15 protein-coding genes are annotated in these 19,652 nt (G+C 65.8%); 3 read left to right on the top strand and 12 right to left on the bottom strand.

Annotated elements, in window-relative coordinates:
* Positions 1 to 81: 81 nt before the first annotated feature.
* Positions 82 to 2,538 carry an alpha/beta hydrolase family protein gene (locus tag ACXZ1M_RS16385; protein ID WP_459048730.1) on the bottom strand — a complete coding sequence of 819 codons (2,457 nt, stop codon included), beginning with the start codon at positions 2,536 to 2,538 and terminating at the stop codon, positions 82 to 84.
* A 121-nt stretch (positions 2,539 to 2,659) separates the two neighbouring features.
* On the opposite strand from ACXZ1M_RS16385, the gene ACXZ1M_RS16380 reads away from it, so the two are divergent.
* Together ACXZ1M_RS16380 and ACXZ1M_RS16375 are read left to right on the top strand one after the other, a co-directional pair.
* Positions 2,660 to 3,187 (top strand): hypothetical protein, encoded by a 528-nt coding sequence (locus ACXZ1M_RS16380; protein WP_459048729.1) that lies wholly within the window; start codon positions 2,660 to 2,662, stop codon positions 3,185 to 3,187.
* An 86-nt stretch (positions 3,188 to 3,273) separates the two neighbouring features.
* Complete coding sequence (locus ACXZ1M_RS16375; RefSeq protein WP_459048728.1) at positions 3,274 to 3,768, top strand: hypothetical protein; 495 nt, start codon at positions 3,274 to 3,276, stop codon at positions 3,766 to 3,768.
* On the opposite strand, the gene ACXZ1M_RS16370 is transcribed toward ACXZ1M_RS16375, so the two are convergent.
* The 5 genes from ACXZ1M_RS16370 to ACXZ1M_RS16350 all read right to left on the bottom strand — a co-directional run bounded on the left by ACXZ1M_RS16370 (position 3,765) and on the right by ACXZ1M_RS16350 (position 10,714).
* Complete coding sequence (locus tag ACXZ1M_RS16370; protein ID WP_459048727.1) at positions 3,765 to 6,599, bottom strand: ATP-binding protein; 2,835 nt, start codon at positions 6,597 to 6,599, stop codon at positions 3,765 to 3,767. The genes ACXZ1M_RS16375 and ACXZ1M_RS16370 overlap by 4 nt on opposite strands.
* A 3-nt stretch (positions 6,600 to 6,602) precedes the next feature.
* Positions 6,603 to 7,370 carry a hypothetical protein gene (locus ACXZ1M_RS16365; RefSeq protein WP_459048726.1) on the bottom strand — a complete coding sequence of 256 codons (768 nt, stop codon included), beginning with the start codon at positions 7,368 to 7,370 and terminating at the stop codon, positions 6,603 to 6,605.
* Positions 7,363 to 8,721 (bottom strand): hypothetical protein, encoded by a 1,359-nt coding sequence (locus ACXZ1M_RS16360; RefSeq protein ID WP_459048725.1) that lies wholly within the window; start codon positions 8,719 to 8,721, stop codon positions 7,363 to 7,365. Before ACXZ1M_RS16360 ends, ACXZ1M_RS16365 begins: the two co-directional genes overlap by 8 nt.
* A gap of 83 nt (positions 8,722 to 8,804) precedes the next feature.
* Complete coding sequence (locus ACXZ1M_RS16355) at positions 8,805 to 9,545, bottom strand: DUF3108 domain-containing protein (protein WP_459048724.1); 741 nt, start codon at positions 9,543 to 9,545, stop codon at positions 8,805 to 8,807.
* Positions 9,542 to 10,714 (bottom strand): DUF3108 domain-containing protein, encoded by a 1,173-nt coding sequence (locus tag ACXZ1M_RS16350; protein WP_459048723.1) that lies wholly within the window; start codon positions 10,712 to 10,714, stop codon positions 9,542 to 9,544. The genes ACXZ1M_RS16355 and ACXZ1M_RS16350 overlap by 4 nt, the downstream gene beginning before the upstream one ends.
* A gap of 119 nt (positions 10,715 to 10,833) precedes the next feature.
* On the opposite strand from ACXZ1M_RS16350, the gene ACXZ1M_RS16345 reads away from it, so the two are divergent.
* Positions 10,834 to 11,553, top strand: coding sequence for a PhaM family polyhydroxyalkanoate granule multifunctional regulatory protein (locus ACXZ1M_RS16345; RefSeq protein WP_459048722.1), 720 nt, complete (start codon positions 10,834 to 10,836; stop codon positions 11,551 to 11,553).
* 6 nt (positions 11,554 to 11,559) lie between these two features.
* Here ACXZ1M_RS16345 and ACXZ1M_RS16340 read toward each other — a convergent pair whose 3' ends face one another.
* The 6 genes from ACXZ1M_RS16340 to ACXZ1M_RS16315 form a co-directional block, all read right to left on the bottom strand.
* Complete coding sequence (locus ACXZ1M_RS16340) at positions 11,560 to 11,775, bottom strand: hypothetical protein (RefSeq protein ID WP_459048721.1); 216 nt, start codon at positions 11,773 to 11,775, stop codon at positions 11,560 to 11,562.
* A gap of 148 nt (positions 11,776 to 11,923) precedes the next feature.
* Entirely contained in the window at positions 11,924 to 13,642 is a 1,719-nt protein-coding gene (locus tag ACXZ1M_RS16335) for a tetratricopeptide repeat protein (RefSeq protein WP_459048720.1), read from the bottom strand.
* Between the two features lie 23 nt (positions 13,643 to 13,665).
* Positions 13,666 to 14,388 carry a sensor histidine kinase gene (locus tag ACXZ1M_RS16330; protein WP_459048719.1) on the bottom strand — a complete coding sequence of 241 codons (723 nt, stop codon included), beginning with the start codon at positions 14,386 to 14,388 and terminating at the stop codon, positions 13,666 to 13,668.
* Positions 14,389 to 14,473: 85 nt separating this feature from the next.
* A complete protein-coding gene (gene mnmC, locus ACXZ1M_RS16325) occupies positions 14,474 to 16,177 on the bottom strand; it encodes an FAD-dependent 5-carboxymethylaminomethyl-2-thiouridine(34) oxidoreductase MnmC (protein WP_459048718.1) in 1,704 nt (567 codons plus the stop codon).
* Positions 16,174 to 16,734 (bottom strand): DNA-3-methyladenine glycosylase I, encoded by a 561-nt coding sequence (locus tag ACXZ1M_RS16320; RefSeq protein ID WP_459048717.1) that lies wholly within the window; start codon positions 16,732 to 16,734, stop codon positions 16,174 to 16,176. Before ACXZ1M_RS16320 ends, mnmC begins: the two co-directional genes overlap by 4 nt.
* Before the next feature lie 4 nt (positions 16,735 to 16,738).
* Positions 16,739 to 19,579, bottom strand: a complete 2,841-nt coding sequence (locus ACXZ1M_RS16315; protein ID WP_459054027.1) for a diguanylate cyclase — start codon at positions 19,577 to 19,579, stop codon at positions 16,739 to 16,741.
* Between the last annotated feature and the right edge of the window lie 73 nt (positions 19,580 to 19,652).

The raw sequence follows: 19,652 nt of genomic DNA, 5'->3' as shown, positions 1-19,652 counted from the left end.
GCGGGATCGTCCACGGGGACAACGGGATCGGGTGCGCGGTGGAAAAGTTTCATGGTGGGCTCTCCTGTCGAAGAGCCCATTCTACGCCGTTGCGTTTTTCACGTATTTCTCCAGCCAGGCATTGGTCTCGTACAGCATCTGCATGATCGATTCGCGCGCGCGGTAGGCGTGCGATTCGTTGGGCAGCATCACCAGTCGCGCCGTGCCACCCAAACCCTTGATGGCCTGGAACATGCGCTCGCTTTGCAGCGGGAAGGTGCCGGAGTTGCTGTCTTCCGCGCCGTGTATCAGCAGCATGGCGTCCTTGATCTTGTCGGCGTTATTGAACGGTGACATGGCCTGATACACCTGCGGCGCCTGCCAGTACGGCCGCTCCTCGGACTGGAAGCCGAATGGCGTCAAGGTGCGGTTATAGGCGCCGCTGCGCGCTATCCCGGCGCGGAACAGGCGTGTATGCGCCAGCAGGTTGCCGGTCATGAACGCGCCATACGAATGCCCACCAATGGCGATACGATGACGGTCGGCCACGCCGCGCCGCACCACCTCCTCCACCGCCGCCTCGGCAGACGCCACCAACTGCGGCAGATAGGTATCGTTCGGTTCATCCTCGCCGCCGCCGACGATGGGGAAGGATGGATTGTCCAGCACCGCATAGCCCATCGCCAGGAACACCGCCGGCCCCCAGTAGCTGACCGCATTGAAGCGGTACGGCGAACCGGTCATCTGGCTGGCCGCGCCGGCCGACTTGAATTCCTGCGGATAGGCCCACATCAGCATCGGCAGCGGGCCGTCGCGCGCCGCATCGTAGGCGGGCGGCAGCATCAGGGTGGCGGTCATCTCCACGCCGTCCGCGCGCGGATAGCGGATCTGCTCCTTGATCACATCCTTCAGCTGCGGCGTTGGATGCGGATAGCTGGTCAGCGCCGTCAACTGCTCGCCTTCCGGCTTGGTCAGATCGCGCAGGTAGTAATTGGGCCGCTCGGTCGGCGACTCGCGCGTGGTGAGCAGCAGCGTGCCGTCGTCATTGAGCACCGCCGCCACGTTCTCGAAATACGGCGCGGCGCTCTGGAACAGGCGCTCCTTCTGCCGCGTGGTCAGGCTCAGGCGATCGAGGAAGGGACGGTCGCCTTCCGGCGTGGCGCCGGCGCCGTCCAGCAGCACGGTGGTGCCGGGACCGATCAGCAGGCGCGGGAAGCCGTTGACGTCGGCGCGCATCACCGGCGAACCGGGGCTGCTGTAGCGGTCCTCGTAGGAGCCGGCGTATATCAGTTCCGGCGGCGAAGACAAATGGGCGGGTGCGATCATCCACTGCTTGTAGTCGCGCGTCTTGTGCCAGCGCTCATTGATCAGGGCGACGTCTTCGCGCCCCCAAGCGATGCCGGCGTAGCGCATGGTCAGGCGCGCCAGCACCAGCGGCGGTTCGCGGAACGGCGCCGCGTGCAGCAGCACCAGGTCGCGAATGCCGTCGATGACTTCGCGCGCGGGGTCGCCGCCATCCTGCGCCTCGGTCCATACCAGGCTGGCCGGCGCATCGGCGCGCCACGACACATGGCGCACGCCGGCCGACACCGCGTCGTTCCCCGGCGGCAGGCCTTCTTCCAGCGGCAGGTCGGTCACCAGGTGCAGCACTTCGCCGCGCAGGTCGCGCACTTCCACCCGTTCGCCGAAACTCGACGCCGGCACGATGTAGGAATACGGCCGCGTGATGCTTTGCGTGAGCAGATGTTCGCCGCCCGGCGCGATCGAGGTGCGCGAATATTGTCCGGGCCCGCCGACCAGGCGCGTCTTGCCCTGCAGGTCGACAATCGCCATCTGCACCGTGACGTAGTATTCGAACAGGCGCGCGTCGTCCTCGTTCTTCAGCAAATCCTGATAGGTGCGCAGCTGGCGCACATGGCCGTCGGCCGTGCTGTCCTGCTCTATCGGCCCGGTGGGAATGCCGTCCGACACAGGCGCCTTGCCGATGCCGGCAGGACGCCAGTGCACCAGCAGCCCGCTGCTGTCGGGCAGCCAGTTGAAACCGCGCGTGAGCACCGCCGACAAAGGCTGCGGCGACAGCTTGCGCGCCTTGCGTTCGGCGATATCGAGCACCCACAACTCCACCGCGCCGTGATCGCCCTGCAAGGCCACGTGCGTGAAGGCGAGGTGGCGCTGGTCGGGTGACCAGCTCAGGTCCGCCAGCCGCAGATTGCGCGGCAGGCCGCGCAACTTGCTCTCCTTGCGCGTGCCGACGTCCAGCAGCGACAGGTCGGTGCCGAACGAAAAGCGCGACGAGGAACAGGTGCGCGGATTGATGCGCAGGCCGGCCAGTTTCAATTCCGGTTGCGCCACTTCGGCGATTCCGGGCAGCGGCGGCGTTTGCACGACGGCGACCAGGTTGCGTTGGGGGCTCAGGCTCAGCGCCGGTGCACGCGGCGCGTCGACGATGGCTTGCAGCGCGGCCGGCGGCAGGCGGTAACCGCCCTGCTGGGCGCCGGCTTGCGGCGAGGCGGCCATCAGGCCGAGAGTCAAAGGCAGCACGGGTAACGGTTTGTTCATGGATATCCTTTCGGTCCAGAAGCGAGGGCTGCTGCGGTTCAGTTTGCTTATGCTATCCGCTATTGTCAATCGGTGCCGTACAATCACGTTTTCAGATTTCGCTTTTGGACAGATTATGGAAATGACCACACTCGTACTCCTGCTGCTGGTGCCGCTGGCCGTATGGCGCATCTATTCGCGCCTGCGGATACTGCTGGGCCGCACCAAGTCGGAACTGTGGCGCCACTACGCCACGCTGGCGGTGATGGCGGTAATGGTGCTGGGCGTGGCCATCCACAATATCGGCAACTGGGTTGCGCTGGCGGCGCTGCTGGCCGGCGCCGTGGTGGGCGCCCTGCTCGGCCAGCGCAGCATGAAGCTGACGCGCCTGGAGAACCGTCCGGACGGATTCTTCTACACGCAGAACCGCAAGCTCGGCCTGCTGGTCATCATGCTGTTCATCAGCCGCCTGATCTACCGCCTGTTCGAGGCCTATCTGCACATGCACAACGGCCTGCCGCTCGATCCCGACTACCTGGGCAATCCGATTTCGGCCTGGCTGTTTGGCCTGCTGGGCGGCTTCTACGGCCTGTACGCCTGGCGCCTGATCGCGTGGCGCCGCACGCAAAAACCGGTGCCGCGTCCGGTTGATATTTTCGACATCAAATAAAGCGACAGTGCTATCTTAAGTACGCCGTGCGCGGGTGATTTGGTGGTATTCTGAATCTATCCGCACGGCAACAAGATTGCGCTGCTATGAACACCTCAATTTACGACAAGACCGCCAAAGGCAGGGAGGAGATTGCGACCCGCAAGTTCCAGCTTGCGTCGCGTCTGCGTGCCTTGCTGGTGTTGGTGGATGGCCATCGGGCCGAGGATGAACTGCTGCGCAATGTGGCGGGACTGGGCCTGACTTCCAGCGCCTTGCAGGAGCTACTGGACCAGGGCTACATCCTGCTGGCCGCCAGCTACGCCTCGCTGCCGGAGCCGGCACCTGAAGTCACCGCGCCGCCTGCTCCCGTTGCGGATCAGGTGCAGCAATTCCGCTCCGTGTACGACTTCTATAACAAAACCATCAAGAGCACCATGGGCCTGCGCGGCTTTCCGCTGCAAATGAAGGTGGAAAAAGCCGCCTCGGTGGATGAACTGCGCCAGCTACGCGATCCCTACGTTCAGGCCGTGCAAAAAGCAAAGGGCCGCGATACCGCGACCCTTCTTGCCCAACAACTCGACCAACTGCTTAACGCTTAAGCGGCGGCCTTCTCTGCTTCGGCCTTGCGGCGCTGTAGCACGAAGATCGGCGCAGCCCATTCCGTGTCCTTCTTCTTTTTGCTCGTGATGAGCGTCAGTTCCGAAGGATCGTAGACGTCGGTGTTGTGCGTCAGCGGCGTCGTCATCAGGTACTGGGCGTCGGTGTTCTTCAGGAACTCGCCGACCAGCTGGATGTTGCGGATATCCAGGTGGGCAAACGGTTCGTCGATGAACACGAAGCCGCCGGAACCGTCTTCCGACTTCAGCAAACCAATCAGCAGCACCAGCGATTTCATCACCTGCTGGCCGCCGGACGCTTCGCCGTCGTTCATGCCGATCACACCCTTGCCGTCGAACTTGAAGCGCACGTGCAGGCCTGCCTGCGACAGCTGCACATCGTCGTTCTCCAGCTTGACCGGGTCGGCATGCACCTCGATGCCGGCCAGCTGGCCCAGCTCCTTGATGTTGGCCGCGTAGGTCTTGATGGTGTAGCGCAGGCGCTCGATGTAGGCGCCGCGCGCATTGCCGGTAGCCTCGATGGCGCGGTTGTTCTGGTAACGGCGCTCCTCGGTTTCCGACTGGCGCGAATGCAGCTGGTCGTTCAGGCGCTGGTACTGGTCGATCACGGTGGCGTCCAGTTCCCAGTCGCTGCGCGCCAGGCTGGCTTCCAGGCTGTGCACGCGCAGGGTGACCTGGTGCGCATTCTGGTGTTCCTTGACCAGCGCGGCGCGGCGCGCGGGACGACGCCAGCCTTGCGGCAGGTGACGCCAGCTCTTGCGCAGGGCCAGCAAGGCCTTGCCATGATCGCTGCGCTGCTCCAGTTGACGCTTGTGGTTCAGGCGCATGCCGGCTTCCGCTTCCGACAGGGCGAAGCGGGCGTTCTGCCAGGTGGTGTCGGCGCGGGTGCGCGTGACCACGGCGGTCTTGATCAGGTTTTGCAGCTCGCCCAGGCGCGCGCCCACTTCGGTGCGTTCGGCGCGCAGCGGCACGGCGTTGCGTGCGGCTTCGTCGAACTCCTCTGCGCGGGCCGCCAGTTCCTTGGCGGCGTCGACGCCGGCCAAGCGGGTTTTCAGCGAACTGATTTCGGTGGCCAGCTTGGACACCATCAGCGTCAGCTGGTCTTCCTGCGCTTCCAGCGCCGGCAGCGATTTCTGGATCGCTTCCATGCGCTGCGTGCGGCCGGCGGAGCCGAAGCGGTAGCGCGAGGCTTCCACGAACAGCGAGCGGCCACCGCGACGTTCGCGGTGGTAGGCCTCCGGCGTGATCCACTCTTCGTGGCTGCCCATCTTCGCGCCCTGGTCCACGCTGTCCACGCGGGTGATGCGCGACAGCTGTTCCACCAGCCATGCCGGCACCTTGGCCGAGAACTTCACCACCGACATCAGCGTGTCGTCCTTGACCGTCGGCGCATGCACCAGGTCCGGCACGATGAAGTGGCGATAGCGTTCCTTCTCCGCCAGGCGGTAGGCCGCAGCGGCGTCGGACGATTTATCCAGCAGCACCACGGAGGCGTAACCACCCAGCACGCCTTCGATCGCGCCTTGCCATTTCGGGTCCGTCACTTCGACGATATCGGACAGCATGGCGTGGCTGATGCCGGCGTCGTTCAGCGCGCGGCGCATGGTGCGCTGCACTTCCGGCTCCGGCATGGCGGTCTTGCCCTGCAGCGCCGAGATGGTCGACAGTTCGCCGGCGATCTTGGCCGCCACCGCGTCGCGCGCGGTGCGCTGGCGTGCCAGCTCGATTTCCTTTTCCTGCAGCGTCTTGGCCACTTCGGCCAGGTCCGAACCGGAGTCCGAGGCCAGCTTTTCCAGGCGCGCTTTCTGTTCCAGCAGGCTTTCCAGCGGCTTCAGTTTGCCGTTGACGTGCGTCAGGCGGGTCTGCAGCGAGGTCGATTCCTGCTCCAGCACCGTCTCGTGGCTTTGCGCGTCCGACAGCGCCTTGGCCTGCGCGGCCAGCATATTGCGTTTGTCGGCCAGTTGGGCGTCGGCCTGCATCAGCGGCTTGCGCGCTTCGCGCAGCTGGCGACTCAGGTTGGCGTGCTTCTCGCGCGCCTCATGGTACTCCAGCGACGGCAGCACTTCTTCCTGCAGGTTGCGTCGTTCCTTGTTCAGGTCTTCCCACTGGTGGTAGTTGGCCACGCGCAGGCGCAGGCCTTCCAGGTTGGTGCGGGAAGCTTCCAGTTCGCTCTCGAAGCGCTTCAGCTCCGTTTCGGTGTCGCGCTGGTGGCGCTTGGCTTCGTCGTAGGCGTCCAGCACTTCCTTGTCGCCGAAGACCTGGAACACCAGGTCCAGCAACTGGCGCGGCGCGTATTCGCACAGCTTGTCGGTCTCGCCCTGCTCCAGGGCCAGCACCTTGGCCATGGCGGGCGACAGGCCGGCGTTGGCCAGGCGCTTGCGGTAGTTTTCCACGCCCAGCCAATCGCTGCCGGCTTCGCCGATGTCTTCGATCTGCACGTTACCGGGACGCATCAGGTACTGGCGCTTCCAGTCGCCGCCGTTCTTCTGGATCTGGCAGAACAGCGTGACTTCGTCGTCGCTGAAGAAGCCGGAGCTGCGGAACGGACGGTTGGACAGCTGGCGACCCATCGGCTTGTTGTCCACCACGGCGCGCAGCCAGGCGGTTTGCTGGCCGCTGTGGCGCGCGTAGTGTTTGTAGGTGCGGCCCATCGAGCAATCGAGGCCGAACAGGGTGCGCAGGGCATCCAGCAAGGTGGTCTTGCCGGAACCGTTCTGGCCCGCGATGGTGATGATCTTGGCGTCCAGCGGGATGTTCTTGATGCGTTGCCAGTAATCCCAGTGGACCAGTTCTAGCGATTTGATATGAAACATGGCTTAGTCCTTGGCTGGAGTTTCGTCGTCCTCTGGGAGGTCGATCGGTGCGGGCGGCGGCGCGTCGAAGGCGGGCAGGATTTCTTCTTCCGGCTCGTCGTTGGCGGCGATCGGCGGCGCGCTGCGCGGCACCGGGATGATCTGCGCCGGCGCGCGCTTGAAGACGTCGGCCAGCGCGCCGTTGACGATGCGCTCTTTCAGCACGTCGGTATCCATCAGCAGGTCCAGCAGCGGGCCTTCGACGATGATGTCGCCACGGCGCTCGATGAAGCCCAGCTTGGACAGGATGCCGAGGTTCATGTCGAGGCGGGTCTTCTTGCCCAGCTTGTCGCCGAAGTCGGCCAGCAGCGCCTTGTAGGCGATGCCGATCGAAGTGTCTTCAGCGCGCGGCAGCGGCTTGTCGACGCCGAACATGTCGTTCTGGTCGTCCTCCGCGTGCTGGTGGGTCTCCTGGCGCTCGCGCTTGGGCAGGATGATCTGCGCCCACAGCACCACCAGCAGGGCCACGCCGTCGCGCGACAGGCCGAAGTTATTGTTTTGCCAGATGTCCTTGGCGCCGAAGATCTTCGGTTCGATGGCGCGGTGCAGGGCCAGCGTCACGTGGTCGGCATAGACGTTGTCGAGCAGCTTGAGGCCGACGGCCAGCAGGCGGGCGTCGACTTCGGTGCGGAACTGTTCGTCCGACAGCACGCGCTTGACCAGTTTGTCGTCGCGGCGCAGGGTCTGGTGCGACAGCAGGCGCGCGATCAGGATTTGGGAATCGTCATTCATCAGACTTGTCGCCTTCCGGATTCAAAGACAGTGAGAGGGAGGCTAGGGACATGGCGGCTACTTCGAGGTCGGGCAGCTGCACCATTTCGTCCTGCGGCGAGAAGGTCACCGGCAGGCGCGCCAGTTCGGCGGTGGCGCCTTGCAGGCGCGCTTCGTCGGCATCGCCCAGCAGCGGCAGCAGCGAGGCGCGGTACGAGGCCACGGCGAAAGTCGCCGGCAGCAGCGATTCGTGCGCCTGGATCTGTTTCGGGCCTTCGTCGGCGATGCTGGGGAAATTCCCCAGCGCGGCGAAGTCGGACAGGCGCGCCAGCCACTCGTCCAGCTCCTGCTGCATGGCCGGGCCTTCGCTGATGGTGGTCGGGGCGTCGGTGCCGGTGGGCAGGCCGTTGGATACGATGGTGTTTGCGCGGTCGGCCATTAATTCAGTTTCTGCTACGTCGATCATTTCTGCGGGGGTGATGAACAGCGGGACCACCGGCTGGTCGATGGCGTCCACCGCCAGCGAGGCCAGGTCGTCATGCTCCAGCAGCCAGCGCTTGATGTCGGTGGTGGACAGGCCGGACTGGCCCAGGTGCACGCGCTGGCGCTCGATCTGGTTCAACGCGCGCGAGAACATGCCCTGCATGTTCAGCAGCGCCGATTGCGCGCGGCCGATGGCCTGCGCCGCCTTGTGGGTGGCGCTGTCGGCGTTTTCGTCGGTGGTGATGGCGCGCAGGATCTCCGAGCCCTTCTCAACCCAGTCGCAAGCCATGTGCCACTTGGCCTGCGAGGCGCGCAGGCGGAATTCGGAGCCGGAGGCGATGGCGTCCGAGAATTCCTCGGTCAGCTCCACCAGACGGCCCAGCAAGTGATTCAGCTGGTCGACCGTGACGCCGCCCATCACCTGGGCGCCGGCCACCTGCGACAGCAGGAAGCCCATGTCGGCGCCGTCTTCCTCTTTGCCCAGCGCCAGCAGGCCGTCGATGGCCGACAGCACGTTGCGCGCCACCGGCGTGACGCGGTACACGGCTTGCTGCGCGTCCCAGGCCAGCAGCTGGTTGGAGCGCAGGCGCATCAGCACCGTCTCCAGCGATTCGGGCAGCAGGTAGCCGAGGCGGGTGTTGATGTCGCCGCGCGTGAAGCTGGTGGCGGCCGTATCGGCGGCCAGCTCGCGCAAGACCAGCAGGCGTACCAGCACGCCGTCGAAACCGCCGTGGAACAGGGCGGTAAACACCTGCAGCAGCGGCTGCGCGCGCTTCAGGTGGTAGACCTGCTCGATTTCATCGGCGGATATGTGCGGCTGGAAGTGGGCCTGCAGGCTGTCTTGTACCTGCGGGTCCGATGCGGCTTCACTAATTATAGGTTCGATCATTCTTTGCCATTCTGTACTCCGCTGAATTAGTAAAAATGAAACAACTCGTCATTTTTTCGCGGGGGCGTCAGTATAGCAGGAGCCTACTTTTTCACGACCTTTTCCAGCGTCTGGTCGACGAAGTCGCCGTCGGCGTCGTTAAAGCGCACCCGTACCGGGTACCAGTCCATCGACGGCGCCAGCCACAGATCGACCTGCTGGCCCGGCGCATCGGGCGGCGGCGCCTTCACCAGATGGACCGCGCTGACCTCGGCGCCGGCGATCTGCAGCGTCTCGCCCTTGACGACTTTGAAGCTCCACACCTCGGCATCCTTGCGGCCGGCCACGAACAACTGCCATTCGCTGCCCGGCTTGAACTTGTCCGGCGCGGCGCGCGCCATCGACGCCAACTGCCATTGCGCGCTGCTGCGGTCCTGCTCTCCCCCCAGAATGGGATAGGTGGTGGCGCTTTCAGTGAACGCAATGGCCTTGGCGTCGCGCTTGAAGCTGGTGGTGTAGGGCTCCTTGCGGATGCGCTTTTCATTGAAGGTGACCGGCGCCAGGCCGTATTCGTCCACGCCGCCTTCGCTGTGGTTTTCCACCACCTTGCCGAAGATGGCGGCGCGGCTTTCGGTGGCGATGGAATACTTGCCGTCACCGGCACGCCACTGCACGGTCGCCACGCCATTCAGCGACAGGCCGCCTTGCTTGATCTTCAGGTTGTAGCTCAAGTCCGCCGACGGCGGCGGATTGGTCGCGCGCTTGACGCTCGGATGCTCGGCTTCCGCCGCGTGAACGGTTGTGGCCAGCATCATGGCGGCGCATAGGGTGGTGAACTTCTTCATTTATCGGTCAATTTAATAGTGGAGACGGTCTGCGTGGTCAGCGCACCGCTGGCCTCCGTGTTGCGGATCTGGACCGGGTACCAGTTCATGCCCGGCGCCAGCCAGATGTCCAGTTTCGAGGAATAGCTGCCCGGCTTGGGCGGCCGGCTCAAATGCCAGGTCAGCAGCTTGCCCGTCTTCGTATCGATTTCTTCCTCGCCCACCAGCTGGAAGCGGAACATGGTGGCTTCCTTTTCCTCGCCCACCTGGATGTCGATGTCGCCGCCGAACTGATTCAAATCGGCGCGGCCGATGCCGCCCAGCTGGAACGGCACCGTGGCCTTGTCCTGCGCGCCAATCAACAGCGGGTAGCTGCGTTCCGATGCCGAGAAGCTGATGGTGCCGGCGTCGCGATTGAAATGGGTCGCGGTTTCGGGACGGCGCGCGCGCTTTTCGGTGGCGGTGATGGGGGCGATGCCGTAGTCGTCGATTTCGCCCTCGCTGCGCAGCACCAGCAGGTTGATACGCGTGACCAGCAGGCTCACGCCCGCCTCCACCGAAGCCTTGTAGCGGCTGCCGTCAGTATGCCACGTCATGGTCGCGGCCCCCGTCCATTTGGTGCCGTCGGCGTCGACCCGGTCGACCGTCATCTCGAAGATGGCCGATGGCGGCAGATTGACCTTGTAGCGGCGGCCGGCCTGGCGCGGCGCGGCTTCCGGCACGGCCACGGCCGGCGTCTCGCCCTGCGCCATCGCCGGTGGCGGCGTGCCGGTTTGCGCCTGCTCGGCCCCGGCCTGCTGTACCTTGTCCAGCGCTGCGCCGACTTCCGACGCCACTTGTTCCACCACGGTCGACGCGCCGGCGGCGGACGGATCGCCGGCGCCGCCCACATCCACCGCCGGCCTTGCGGCCACCGGCTCCAGCACCGACTGCGGCTTGCGGCGGGCGGCCGGCCGGCGCGGCGCGGCAGCCAGCGGCTGCACCTCCTCCACCGGCTTGCTCTCGACCCGCTTGGGCAACGCCAGCCGCAACTGCGCGCTCATCAGCGACGGCGGCAGCTCGGAAGCGCGATGCGTCTGCGCGCTCAGGCGGCCTCCCACCCAGTCGATGGCGGCATAGTGCAGCGCCAGCGTAGCGGCGCACAACACCAGGACACGCCGCTGTCGGGCAAGGAAGGAAGCAATCGTCATGGCCGCTAGTGTAAACGGGATCGGCAATATCGGCGCGACCACTGTGGAATGTTGTCAAAACCTTTTGAATGCAAAACAAATATCTGCTACGCTAACCGCACATCCCACAGGAGAATCTCATGCCGCAACCACAAATGCCGAACATCCCTGGCGCTGGAGTGATGAACGACACTCTGGACTTCGTCAAGAACCTGTGGGGCAGCATGAGCGTGCCGGGGCTGACCGCGCCCACCCTGTCGGTGGAGGAGCTGGACAAGAAAATCAACGACCTGAAAGCCGTCGAGTCCTGGCTCAACCTGAATATGAGCATGCTGCGCGGGACCATCCAGGCGCTGGAAGTCCAGCGCGGCACCATCGCCACCTTGAAATCGGTGGGTGCCAGCCTGGCCTCCGCCGTCAACACCGGCGTGAACGACAAGTCGATCTTCGACGCCAATCCTTACGCCTCGGCCTTCTTCCACCATGCCCGCGAGGCCGACAAGACCAAGGCCGCGCCGCCACCGCCACCTGCGGCCGAAGCCAAGGCGCCGCCTGCGCCCGAGCCCAAGCCCGAGGCGCCCAAGCCGGCCGCCGGCGCTGGCGCCGCCGCCCAGCCGAACGCCTGGTGGAATATGCTGCAGGACCAGTTCAAGCAGGCCGTGTCCACGGCCATGGCGTCCGAATCCATGATGACCGACGCCGCCGTCAAGTTTGCGGCAGCGGCCACCGGCGCCGCCGCGAAACCAGCAGCCGCTCCGGTAACGCCGGCAGCGGCCAAGGCCGCGCCGGTAAAGAAGCCGGCCGCCAAAAAGCCGGCCGCGAAAAAAGCCGCAGCCAAGCCGGACCCGCAAAAACCGTAGGGGAAACTACGCCAGCCGCTGTATGCGGATGGCGTCGATCAGGCCGTCGGCCTGACGCTGCACTTTCTCGATATCGATCAGGCCCTCATCTTCAAGCTGCCTGGCGCTGTCGTGCGCGGACTGGAAACTGTCCATCGTATCACCCTTGGCGGCGACCGGACGGATCCAGGCCACGCTGCCAACCTTCATTTTTTTATACACTTCCCTGGCGATGTCGCGCATATTTTTTGTGCCCTTAATTTGCCCTCAATATTGACAGCGAATCAAGCGCAGACGGGACTGCGCTGAAATCAGTGTAATCATTTGGCGTGGTTGAAACAAGCGCGCTGTTGCGTGGCGCCGTCAGTTTTCGTATCTGCAGGTGTACTGCTCAGCCGCCGCTCCAGCGCGGCTCCGGCACCGGGCCGTTGGCGGCCTCGTACTCGCTGGCGGCAGCGGCGGCCACCGCGCCGGACACCGGCGCCAGGAGCGCCAGCTGCTCCATCAGCTGCGCAAAGCGCTGCTGTCCGGGCGCGATGGCGTCGACATGCATCAGCACCGTAATGGCTTCGTCGGCCAACGGTTTGTCGTAGCCCATTTCCTGCAAATGGGAGATCAGGATCTGCGCCGAATTGAAGAGGATGCGCATATTGTGCGGCAGCTTCTTGCGCGCGTCGCGCATCCACACCACCGCTTCCGGCAGTTTGCCGGTCTTCCACAGCAGCACGCCCTTGTTCATCAAGTCCGCCGCTTCCTGGCGCGAGTTCTTGATCAGCTCCTGCCCCTCTTCGGTCATGCGCGCCTTGTCGAAGATCTTCTGCACGTCGTCCAGCAACGGCGCGTTGTCGTGGTTGTTGCGGGTGACGTAGCACAGCAGGTTGACCGGCGCTTCCTTGACGCCCACCGCGAACAGCAGGGTCGCCATGTCGAGGCAGGTGTCGGTGTCCGGACGCTGGCGGTCTTCGTCGGCCAGCATGGCTTCCAGCTCGTCGCCGGACTTGCGCGCGCGGCGGAAGTCGCCGCTCTCGTGATACACCAGGCCCTCGGTGATCTTGGCGCGCAGCGTCACCTGGTCGCCGCCGAACTGGTGGACCGCCGCATTGAGCAGGCGGATCGCTTCCTTGGTGTCGTTCTTCTGGCCACACACGCGCGCCAGGCCGAGGTAGGCGTCCACGGTTTTACGCACCGAGAATTCGCCGATCTCGATGCACTTGCGGAAGGCCTTTTCCGCCACCGGAATGTTCTCCAGCTTGAGCGCGGCCTGGCCCAGCGCGCGCTGGCGCGGCACGGAATTGGGCGACAGCTTGGCAGCCTTCTGCAGCACGTCGAAGGCTTCCTCGGTCTTGCCTTGCAGCTGGAACGATTCGGCCAACTGGTCGAAAGCATCGATGTAAAAGCGGTTGTCGGCGATCACGGCCTGGAACATCAGGCGCGCCGCATCGAGGTCGCCGTTGGCCATGCGGATCTTGCCCAGGCCGCAGCGCGCCCAGTTGTACTCGCGCTCCTGCAGCACATCCTCGTAGACCACGCCGGCGCGATCGGGATCGCCGCTCTTGAGCAGCAGCGTGGCGCGCATGCGTTGCAGGTCGATGGCGTGCAGCGGGTGATGGGCGATCTGCTCTTCGCACAGCTTGGCCGCGCGCAGGTAGTCCTTGTCGGCGAAGGCCTGGTCGATTTCGCGGAAGATCTGCTTGCGCACCCATACGCGGTTCAGGCGCGTGAGCAGCACGCCTTCGGTGATCGGCTTGATGATGTAGGCGTCCGGCTGGTGCTCGGCCGCGCCCATCACCGACTCCACGCTTTTTTCGGCGGAGACCATCAGCCATACGCTGGAAGGCAGCATCAGGTTGCGGATACGCGCTTCCTCCAGCACCTGCTGGCCGTTCTTGCCGTCGCCGAGGTTGTAATCGCACAGCACCACGTCGTAGCGGGTCTTCGACAGCAGCACCATGGCTTCACCACCGCTGGAGGCCTGGTCGATATGCTTGGCGCCGAGGTTGCGTAGCGATTCGCGCAGCAACTGGCGGATGCCGACGAAGTCGTCGATGATCAGGTAGCGCTTTTCAGCCCAATCGATGCCGCTGGCGGCAGGATTGGCGGAATTGCTCATGATTTCCAGGGCTCCGCTCATGGTCATGGCAGGCGCAGTACGAAGCAGCCGCCGCCCAGCGTGCCGCCGTTTTCCAGCACGATGCCGCCCTGGCGTTGGCGGTGCTTGTGCATCTTCGCCACTTCGCTGGAGAAGTACAGGCCAAGGCCGCTGCTGTTGCTGAGGAAGTCGATGTGTGCGCGTTGCGGGTCCATGGCGCTGATGCCCGCTTCGAGCAGCGCGGCCGGGAAGCCGCTGCCGTTGTCCTCGACCCGCAGTTCCAGGTAGTCGCCGTCGACGCTGATGGCCAGGCGCACGCGGTCGCGCGTGTAGCGGATGGCGTTGTTGATGGCGTGGACCAGCACACCGATGACCAGGTCTTCGTCCAGCGTCCAGATGGCGTGCTGCGGGAATTCCACGTCCAGGGTGATGCCGCGCGATTGCAGCAGCGTGCGGGCCTGGCCCGAGACCTGCTCCACCAGTTCGCGCACGCTGCGCGGAGCGGGATCGAATGGGTAGCCGGGTTTGCCGACGTCCTTGTAGAGCGCCAGCAGCTGGATCAGGTTGTCGTTGAGGCGCTTGGTCTGGTACAGCATGTGCGACATCTGGCCGTACTGCGGATCGCTGCTGGAGGGATGGGCGGAAATCAGGTTCTCCAACGTGCCACTGAGGACGCTGATGGAGTTCTTCATATCGTGCACGGTCGATGCCAGGAACATGAACAGTTCCGGCGAGCCTTCGTGCTGGGGCGCTTCTTGTTCATCCATTGCGGGGCCTCTCCATCGACGGCTCGATTATAGCCTGTAGGCCCTTGGGTCGCCAATGCAGGGCGTGTGCGTGAACGCAACAGGCTTATTGGCTGCGGCGGCGTTGTTTGAGCAGGAAGCGGCCTGGGTCGAGGGCGTCGACCAGCGTTGCTTCCAGCGGTGGCGGCGTGCCTTCGAGCCGGGACACCAGCAGTTCGGCCATCAGCGGCGCCCAGATCAGACCTCGGGAGGCGTAGCCCAGCAGGCAGTGCAGGCCCGGATGGCGCGGGACTTCGTTGAGGAATTCGATGCGGCCAGTGTGGTCGTAGTCTGGCAGCGCGCCGGCCAGCGGCAGGCGGTCCGGCGCGGCGCAGCGGAAGCCGACGCGGCCCGCCAGCGGCGCGCTGTGGGCCAGCGCGGCAACGGCGTCGCCGGGGATGATCTCGGCCAGGCGCGTGAGGTTTTCCATCTGGCTGTCGGCGCGCAGGGCGGGATCGCTGTCGTTGTCGTAGGTGGCGCCGGCGCAGACGATGCCATGCGACGGCGGCGTGACATAGGCTTCGCGGCAGACCACCAGCGGCAGCACGGGCGGCGGCTGCGTGGCGTCCAGCGCAAGGTGCGTGACCTGGCCGCGCAGGGCGGACAGCGGCAACGCCGCCGCCTGCGCAAGCCCGCCTGCGCTGGTGCCACAGGCGACGATGATGGTCGGCGCTGCGGCGATGGATGCGCCGCGCGCGCCATGCACGTGCCACTCGTCGCCGACGCGCTGCAGGCTCAGTGCCTCGGTGTTGAACACGCGCTGCAAGCGGTCGCCGCATGCCGCCAGCATCGCTTCGCACAAGGACGACGGTCGCACCCAGCCACCCTGCTCGAACAGCCAGCCGCCGTGTGGCGTAGCCGCGCCGATCAAGGTGCTGGCTTCCTGCGCGTCGGCCCAGCGGGAAAATTCCGTCGGGTAGTTCCATGTGGCCAGCGCTTCCTGCTGCACGGCCGCATGGCGCTCGTCGCGCGCCAGTTGCAGCACGCCACACGCTTGACCTTCAAACGCGCTTCCAACACCACCAAGACGACGCCACTCGTGTAGCGCGAACAAGTAGGCGGCGCGGCTCAGGCGCGTGGGAATGTTGTCGTCCTTGGACAGCAGCGGCATGAAGATGCCGGCCAGATTGCCAGACGCCTCCTGCGCCGGCTGGGCGTGACGCTCGATCAGCGTCACCTGCCAGCCGCGCGCGCACAGCCGATGCGCCGCCGATGCGCCGGCCAGTCCAGCGCCAATCACCACCGCGCGCCGGTCCGGCTGCGAGGCCATTGCCGTCGGCATCGCCATCGCCGGCTTCTGCCTGCGGCCACGATAGACCGCCGCGACGTCCGGCGCACCAGCCGCATCGTCTATCTCGTCGTCTGCGAGCCGGCAAACGAATCCTGCTGCCGTGAGCGCCCACACCAGCGCCTCGTCGGCCGCGCGTGCGTGCAGCTCGGCACCTTGTACTGCAAGCCTTGCGAACGTGCGCGCCGATGCCGGCGTGGTGCCGGCTGAGATGTGGTATTGGTCCACGCGCGCCATGATCTGCGGCAGCGTGGCATCGACAGCGCCGACCAGCAGGTCAAGCGTGACATCGTCGTTCAAAATGATGCGATGGAAGCCAGGCACATTCAGCGGCCACGCGGCGCGCAACCCGGCGTCGGCAATCGCCTCGGCCGGCGGCAGGTCCGCCAGCATGCCGATGTAGTGCAAACGCCCGCCTTGCGCGCGCGCCGCCGCAAAGCGCTCTTCACCAAACTCCGTGTCGAGCACCACGCGCGTATTCACTTGCGCTTCTTCCTGCAAAAACAATCAGGCGCATGATCATCCACCATGCCGATGCCCTGCATATACGCGTAAATAATCGTCGAACCGACAAACTTGAATCCCAGCTTGGCCAGATCCTTGGAGATCCGGTCCGACAGCTCCGTCTTGGCCGGACGCGGCTCCTTGCCGCGCACCATCGGCTTGCCGCCGACATACGACCAAAGCAGCTGATCCAGACTGCCGCCCCCCTCCACCAGCCGCAGGTAAGCCTGCGCGTTGGTGATCGCCGCCGCCACCTTCAAGCGATTGCGCACGATGCCGGCGTTGGCCAGCAGCTCCGCCACCTTCTCCGGCCCATACGCCGCGATCTTCTTCGCATCCCACTGGTCGAACGCCGCGCGGTAGTTCTCGCGCTTATTGAGGATGGTCTCCCAACTCAAGCCGGCCTGCGCTCCTTCAAGATTGAGCATCTCGAACAGGCGGCGTTCGTCGTGACACGGCACGCCCCACTCGGTGTCGTGATATTCCAGATACAGGGGATTGGCCGGATTGGCCCAACTGCAGCGTGTCTTTTCCATGGTCTCAACCAAGTTCCAGGTCGCTGGACAAACCGATGCGGCGACGCTCGCCGCCCAGCACCAGCGGGCCGGTCAAATTACTCACCACGCGCACCTCGCCGTCGGCCACCGCCTGGTCGAGGCGCTGCATCAAGCGCGGGAACACACCGTCGGCGCGCGTGGCAGCAGTGCTGTACAGCGCCGCCCACGCGTCGCGGCCGGAACGCTTGGCGATATACAGGCCCTGGTCGGCCAGCTCCACCACCTGCGACCAGGACAACAGGCGCGGTTGCTCCGGCAGGAAGGGGAAGCAGGCGAAGCCGATCGAGCAGGTCTTGGACAAACGGCCGCCGTCCGGCAGCTCGAAGTCGCGCTCGGCCACCGCGCGGCGCATGCGTTCGGCCACGCCGGCCGCCTCGTCGCGATGGGTGGCGCGCGCCAGCACCAGGAATTCCTCGCCGCCCCAGCGAATCACATAATCCGATTCGCGGAACACCTCGCGCAGGCGCTCCTGCATCTGCACCAGGATCGAATCGCCGGCGGCATGGCCATAGCGGTCGTTCACTTCCTTGAAGTGGTCCAGGTCGACCATGAAGAACACCAGATCCTTCGGCGTCTGCATATCGCATTCGGTCAGCTCGCGGTGCTGGCCGGCCTCGTAGCCGCGCAGGCTCATGGCGACGTCGGCATCGACGTTCTGCAGGAAGAAGCGGCGGTTGCGCAAGCCGGTCAGCTGGTCGGTCAGGCTGACTTCCTCCAGCGCCTTGTAGGCCTGTTCCAGTTCCACGTTCTTTTCCAGCAGCTGCGCCTGCGTCGCCGCCACTTGCTGGTAGGCGCGCGCGTTGTCCAGCGCGATGGCGCCGTACGCGCACAGCGTGCGGAAGATCAGGCGTTCGCGCTCGCCGTAGGAGCGCGCCTGCAGCGACTGCACCGTCATCGCGCCGAGCACCCGCGTGCCCACGCGCAGCGGCGCAAACAGCAGGCTCAGTGTCGGCAAGGTGCCGGGGATCAGGTTGGGCGTGACGCCCTGCTCATCAAGCTCGATCAGGATCTCGCGCTGCTCGCGCACGCAGCGCGCCGAATTGGCGCCGGAGGTGGCCAACGGAATACGGATCGGCAGCAGCGCCTTGCCCGCCTCCACGCCGAAGGCGCACACCAGCGTCTCGCCGTCCGGCTCCAGCAGGAAGATCGAGAAGTGAGTGGCGTCCAACAGGCCGTGCACGTGGCGGTCCAGCGCGCGGAATACAGCCGCCGCATCCAGGTGGGCGGTGATCTCCTGGCCGATAGCGCTCAAGTGCTCCAGCGTGGCGCTGGTCTGTTGCAGCACCTCGGCGCGCTGCGCCTCGGCCGCCGCCAGCTGACGGTGATGCTCGCCCTCGGTCTGCGCGCGCTCGGTCTGGTACTGCACCTGCATGGCGATGGCGCGGTTGGTGGCTTCCTTGCTGTGGGTCTGGTCGCGCGCGGCATTGGCGCGCAGAGCGATGGTGTAGGCCTGCTGGTGGTCGCCGATGGCGGCATACTCGCGCGCCGCCGCGTCGAGCAGCGCGCCCGGCACGGTGTAGCCTTCGATGGTGGCGGCGATCTCCAGCGCCAGCTGCAGGTAATGCAGCACGGCGTTGGGCGCCATCAGCGGCGCCGGCGCCGGCAGGTCGTGGCGCGCGTGGATGTCGGCCAGCACGTTGAGCGCGGCGATCTGGCTCGAGGCGTCGCCGTGGTCGCGCGCCAGCACCAGCGCGCCCTGGGCGGCGGCCAGCGCCTCGTCCGGACGCGCCAGGTGCGACAGCGCGTGCGCCTGGCCGCGCCGCGCGCTGCTCTGGAAGTCGCTCTGGCACAGGGCGTCGCCGCGCGCGGCCAGGCGGGTGAAGCTGTCCAGCGCCGCCACGTGGTTGCCCAGGTCCAGCGCCAGGTCGCCCTGGTACTCCAGCGCCACCGCGTAGGCGCGCGATCCGGACAGCGGCGCCAGCGTGTTGAGCGCCTCGCGCAGCAGGCTTTGCGCGGCGTCGCGCTGGCCCAGCTGGCGCAGAGTTTCGGCGGTCTGCATCAGGCACATGCCGATGCTCAGCGGCCAGCCGGTCGGACGCGCCAGGTCCAGCCCGCGCTGCATCCAGTCCAGCGCCGCTTCGTGCGCGTTCAGGCTGGTGAAGCCGTTGCCGATATTGGTGGCGACGATGATGGCGCGGCGGATCTGGCCGGTGGCCAGCGCCGTTTCAAAGCTCAGCATCAGGTGGCCGATGGCGCGGCCGTATTCGCTGCGCTGGAACGCGCAGGTGCCGAAGAAATCGCTGATCCAGCCGGCCGCGATCGCCGGCGTATTACTCAGGTCGGCGCCGAAGCGGCCCTGCCAGCGTTGCTGCGCGGCCTGCCAGTCGCCGAAGGCGTCGCAGATGCCGGAGGCGGCGTCGATCACGTCGATGCGCATCGGGTCCTGCGCCACGCGGGCGGCGGCGGCGGCCTGGCGCAGCCAGCTGTCGCCGGCGGCGCTGTCGCCACGGTCGTTGGCCACCCAGGCCAGGGTCCAGCAGGTGTCGGCGCGGCAGGCGGCCACCGCCACGGCGGACGCCACCGGTGCCGCCTGTTCGCACAGCAGCAGCGCCTGTTCAAGATGGTATTGGGCGGTGTCGAGTTCGCCGCGCAGCCATTCCTGCTCGGCGCCGATCAGTCGCAGGCGGGCGCGTTGCAGCGCCACCTCGGCCGGGGGCAGCAGGTCCAGCAGCGCGATCACGTCGGTGGATAATTGCGCGGCGCGCGCAGGGTCGCGCTGGCGCAAATGCCAGGCCAGCGCCGTCAGCAGCCGGGGCCGCTCCGGGCCTTGCACTTCCAGCAATATTGCATTCCATTGCGCCAACTCGTCGTTGAGCGCGAACATGTCCACCAAGTGACTTTCCTCTACTGTGTTGCAGCAGCGCGCCTCGCGCCGTTACCGCATTATTCCACAGTTT

Source organism: Duganella paludis, from assembly GCF_054461335.1.
Note: the sequence above shows the minus strand (reverse complement) of the source record. Positions and strands in the feature narration are given on the sequence as shown.

What these genes read in the sequence shown, in the direction of transcription:
- ACXZ1M_RS16380 (WP_459048729.1), top strand. Translation starts at nt 2,660, where the DNA reads ATGACCACACTCGTACTCCTGCTGCTGGTGCCGCTGGCCGTATGGCGC.
- ACXZ1M_RS16345 (WP_459048722.1), top strand. Translation starts at nt 10,834, where the DNA reads ATGCCGCAACCACAAATGCCGAACATCCCTGGCGCTGGAGTGATGAAC.
- ACXZ1M_RS16375 (WP_459048728.1), top strand. Translation starts at nt 3,274, where the DNA reads ATGAACACCTCAATTTACGACAAGACCGCCAAAGGCAGGGAGGAGATT.
- ACXZ1M_RS16330 (WP_459048719.1), bottom strand. Translation starts at nt 14,388, where the DNA reads ATGGATGAACAAGAAGCGCCCCAGCACGAAGGCTCGCCGGAACTGTTC.
- ACXZ1M_RS16320 (WP_459048717.1), bottom strand. Translation starts at nt 16,734, where the DNA reads ATGGAAAAGACACGCTGCAGTTGGGCCAATCCGGCCAATCCCCTGTAT.
- ACXZ1M_RS16340 (WP_459048721.1), bottom strand. Translation starts at nt 11,775, where the DNA reads ATGCGCGACATCGCCAGGGAAGTGTATAAAAAAATGAAGGTTGGCAGC.
- ACXZ1M_RS16315 (WP_459054027.1), bottom strand. Translation starts at nt 19,579, where the DNA reads ATGTTCGCGCTCAACGACGAGTTGGCGCAATGGAATGCAATATTGCTG.
- ACXZ1M_RS16355 (WP_459048724.1), bottom strand. Translation starts at nt 9,545, where the DNA reads ATGAAGAAGTTCACCACCCTATGCGCCGCCATGATGCTGGCCACAACC.
- ACXZ1M_RS16385 (WP_459048730.1), bottom strand. Translation starts at nt 2,538, where the DNA reads ATGAACAAACCGTTACCCGTGCTGCCTTTGACTCTCGGCCTGATGGCC.
- ACXZ1M_RS16370 (WP_459048727.1), bottom strand. Translation starts at nt 6,599, where the DNA reads ATGTTTCATATCAAATCGCTAGAACTGGTCCACTGGGATTACTGGCAA.
- ACXZ1M_RS16365 (WP_459048726.1), bottom strand. Translation starts at nt 7,370, where the DNA reads ATGAATGACGATTCCCAAATCCTGATCGCGCGCCTGCTGTCGCACCAG.
- ACXZ1M_RS16350 (WP_459048723.1), bottom strand. Translation starts at nt 10,714, where the DNA reads ATGACGATTGCTTCCTTCCTTGCCCGACAGCGGCGTGTCCTGGTGTTG.
- ACXZ1M_RS16360 (WP_459048725.1), bottom strand. Translation starts at nt 8,721, where the DNA reads ATGATCGAACCTATAATTAGTGAAGCCGCATCGGACCCGCAGGTACAA.
- ACXZ1M_RS16335 (WP_459048720.1), bottom strand. Translation starts at nt 13,642, where the DNA reads ATGAGCAATTCCGCCAATCCTGCCGCCAGCGGCATCGATTGGGCTGAA.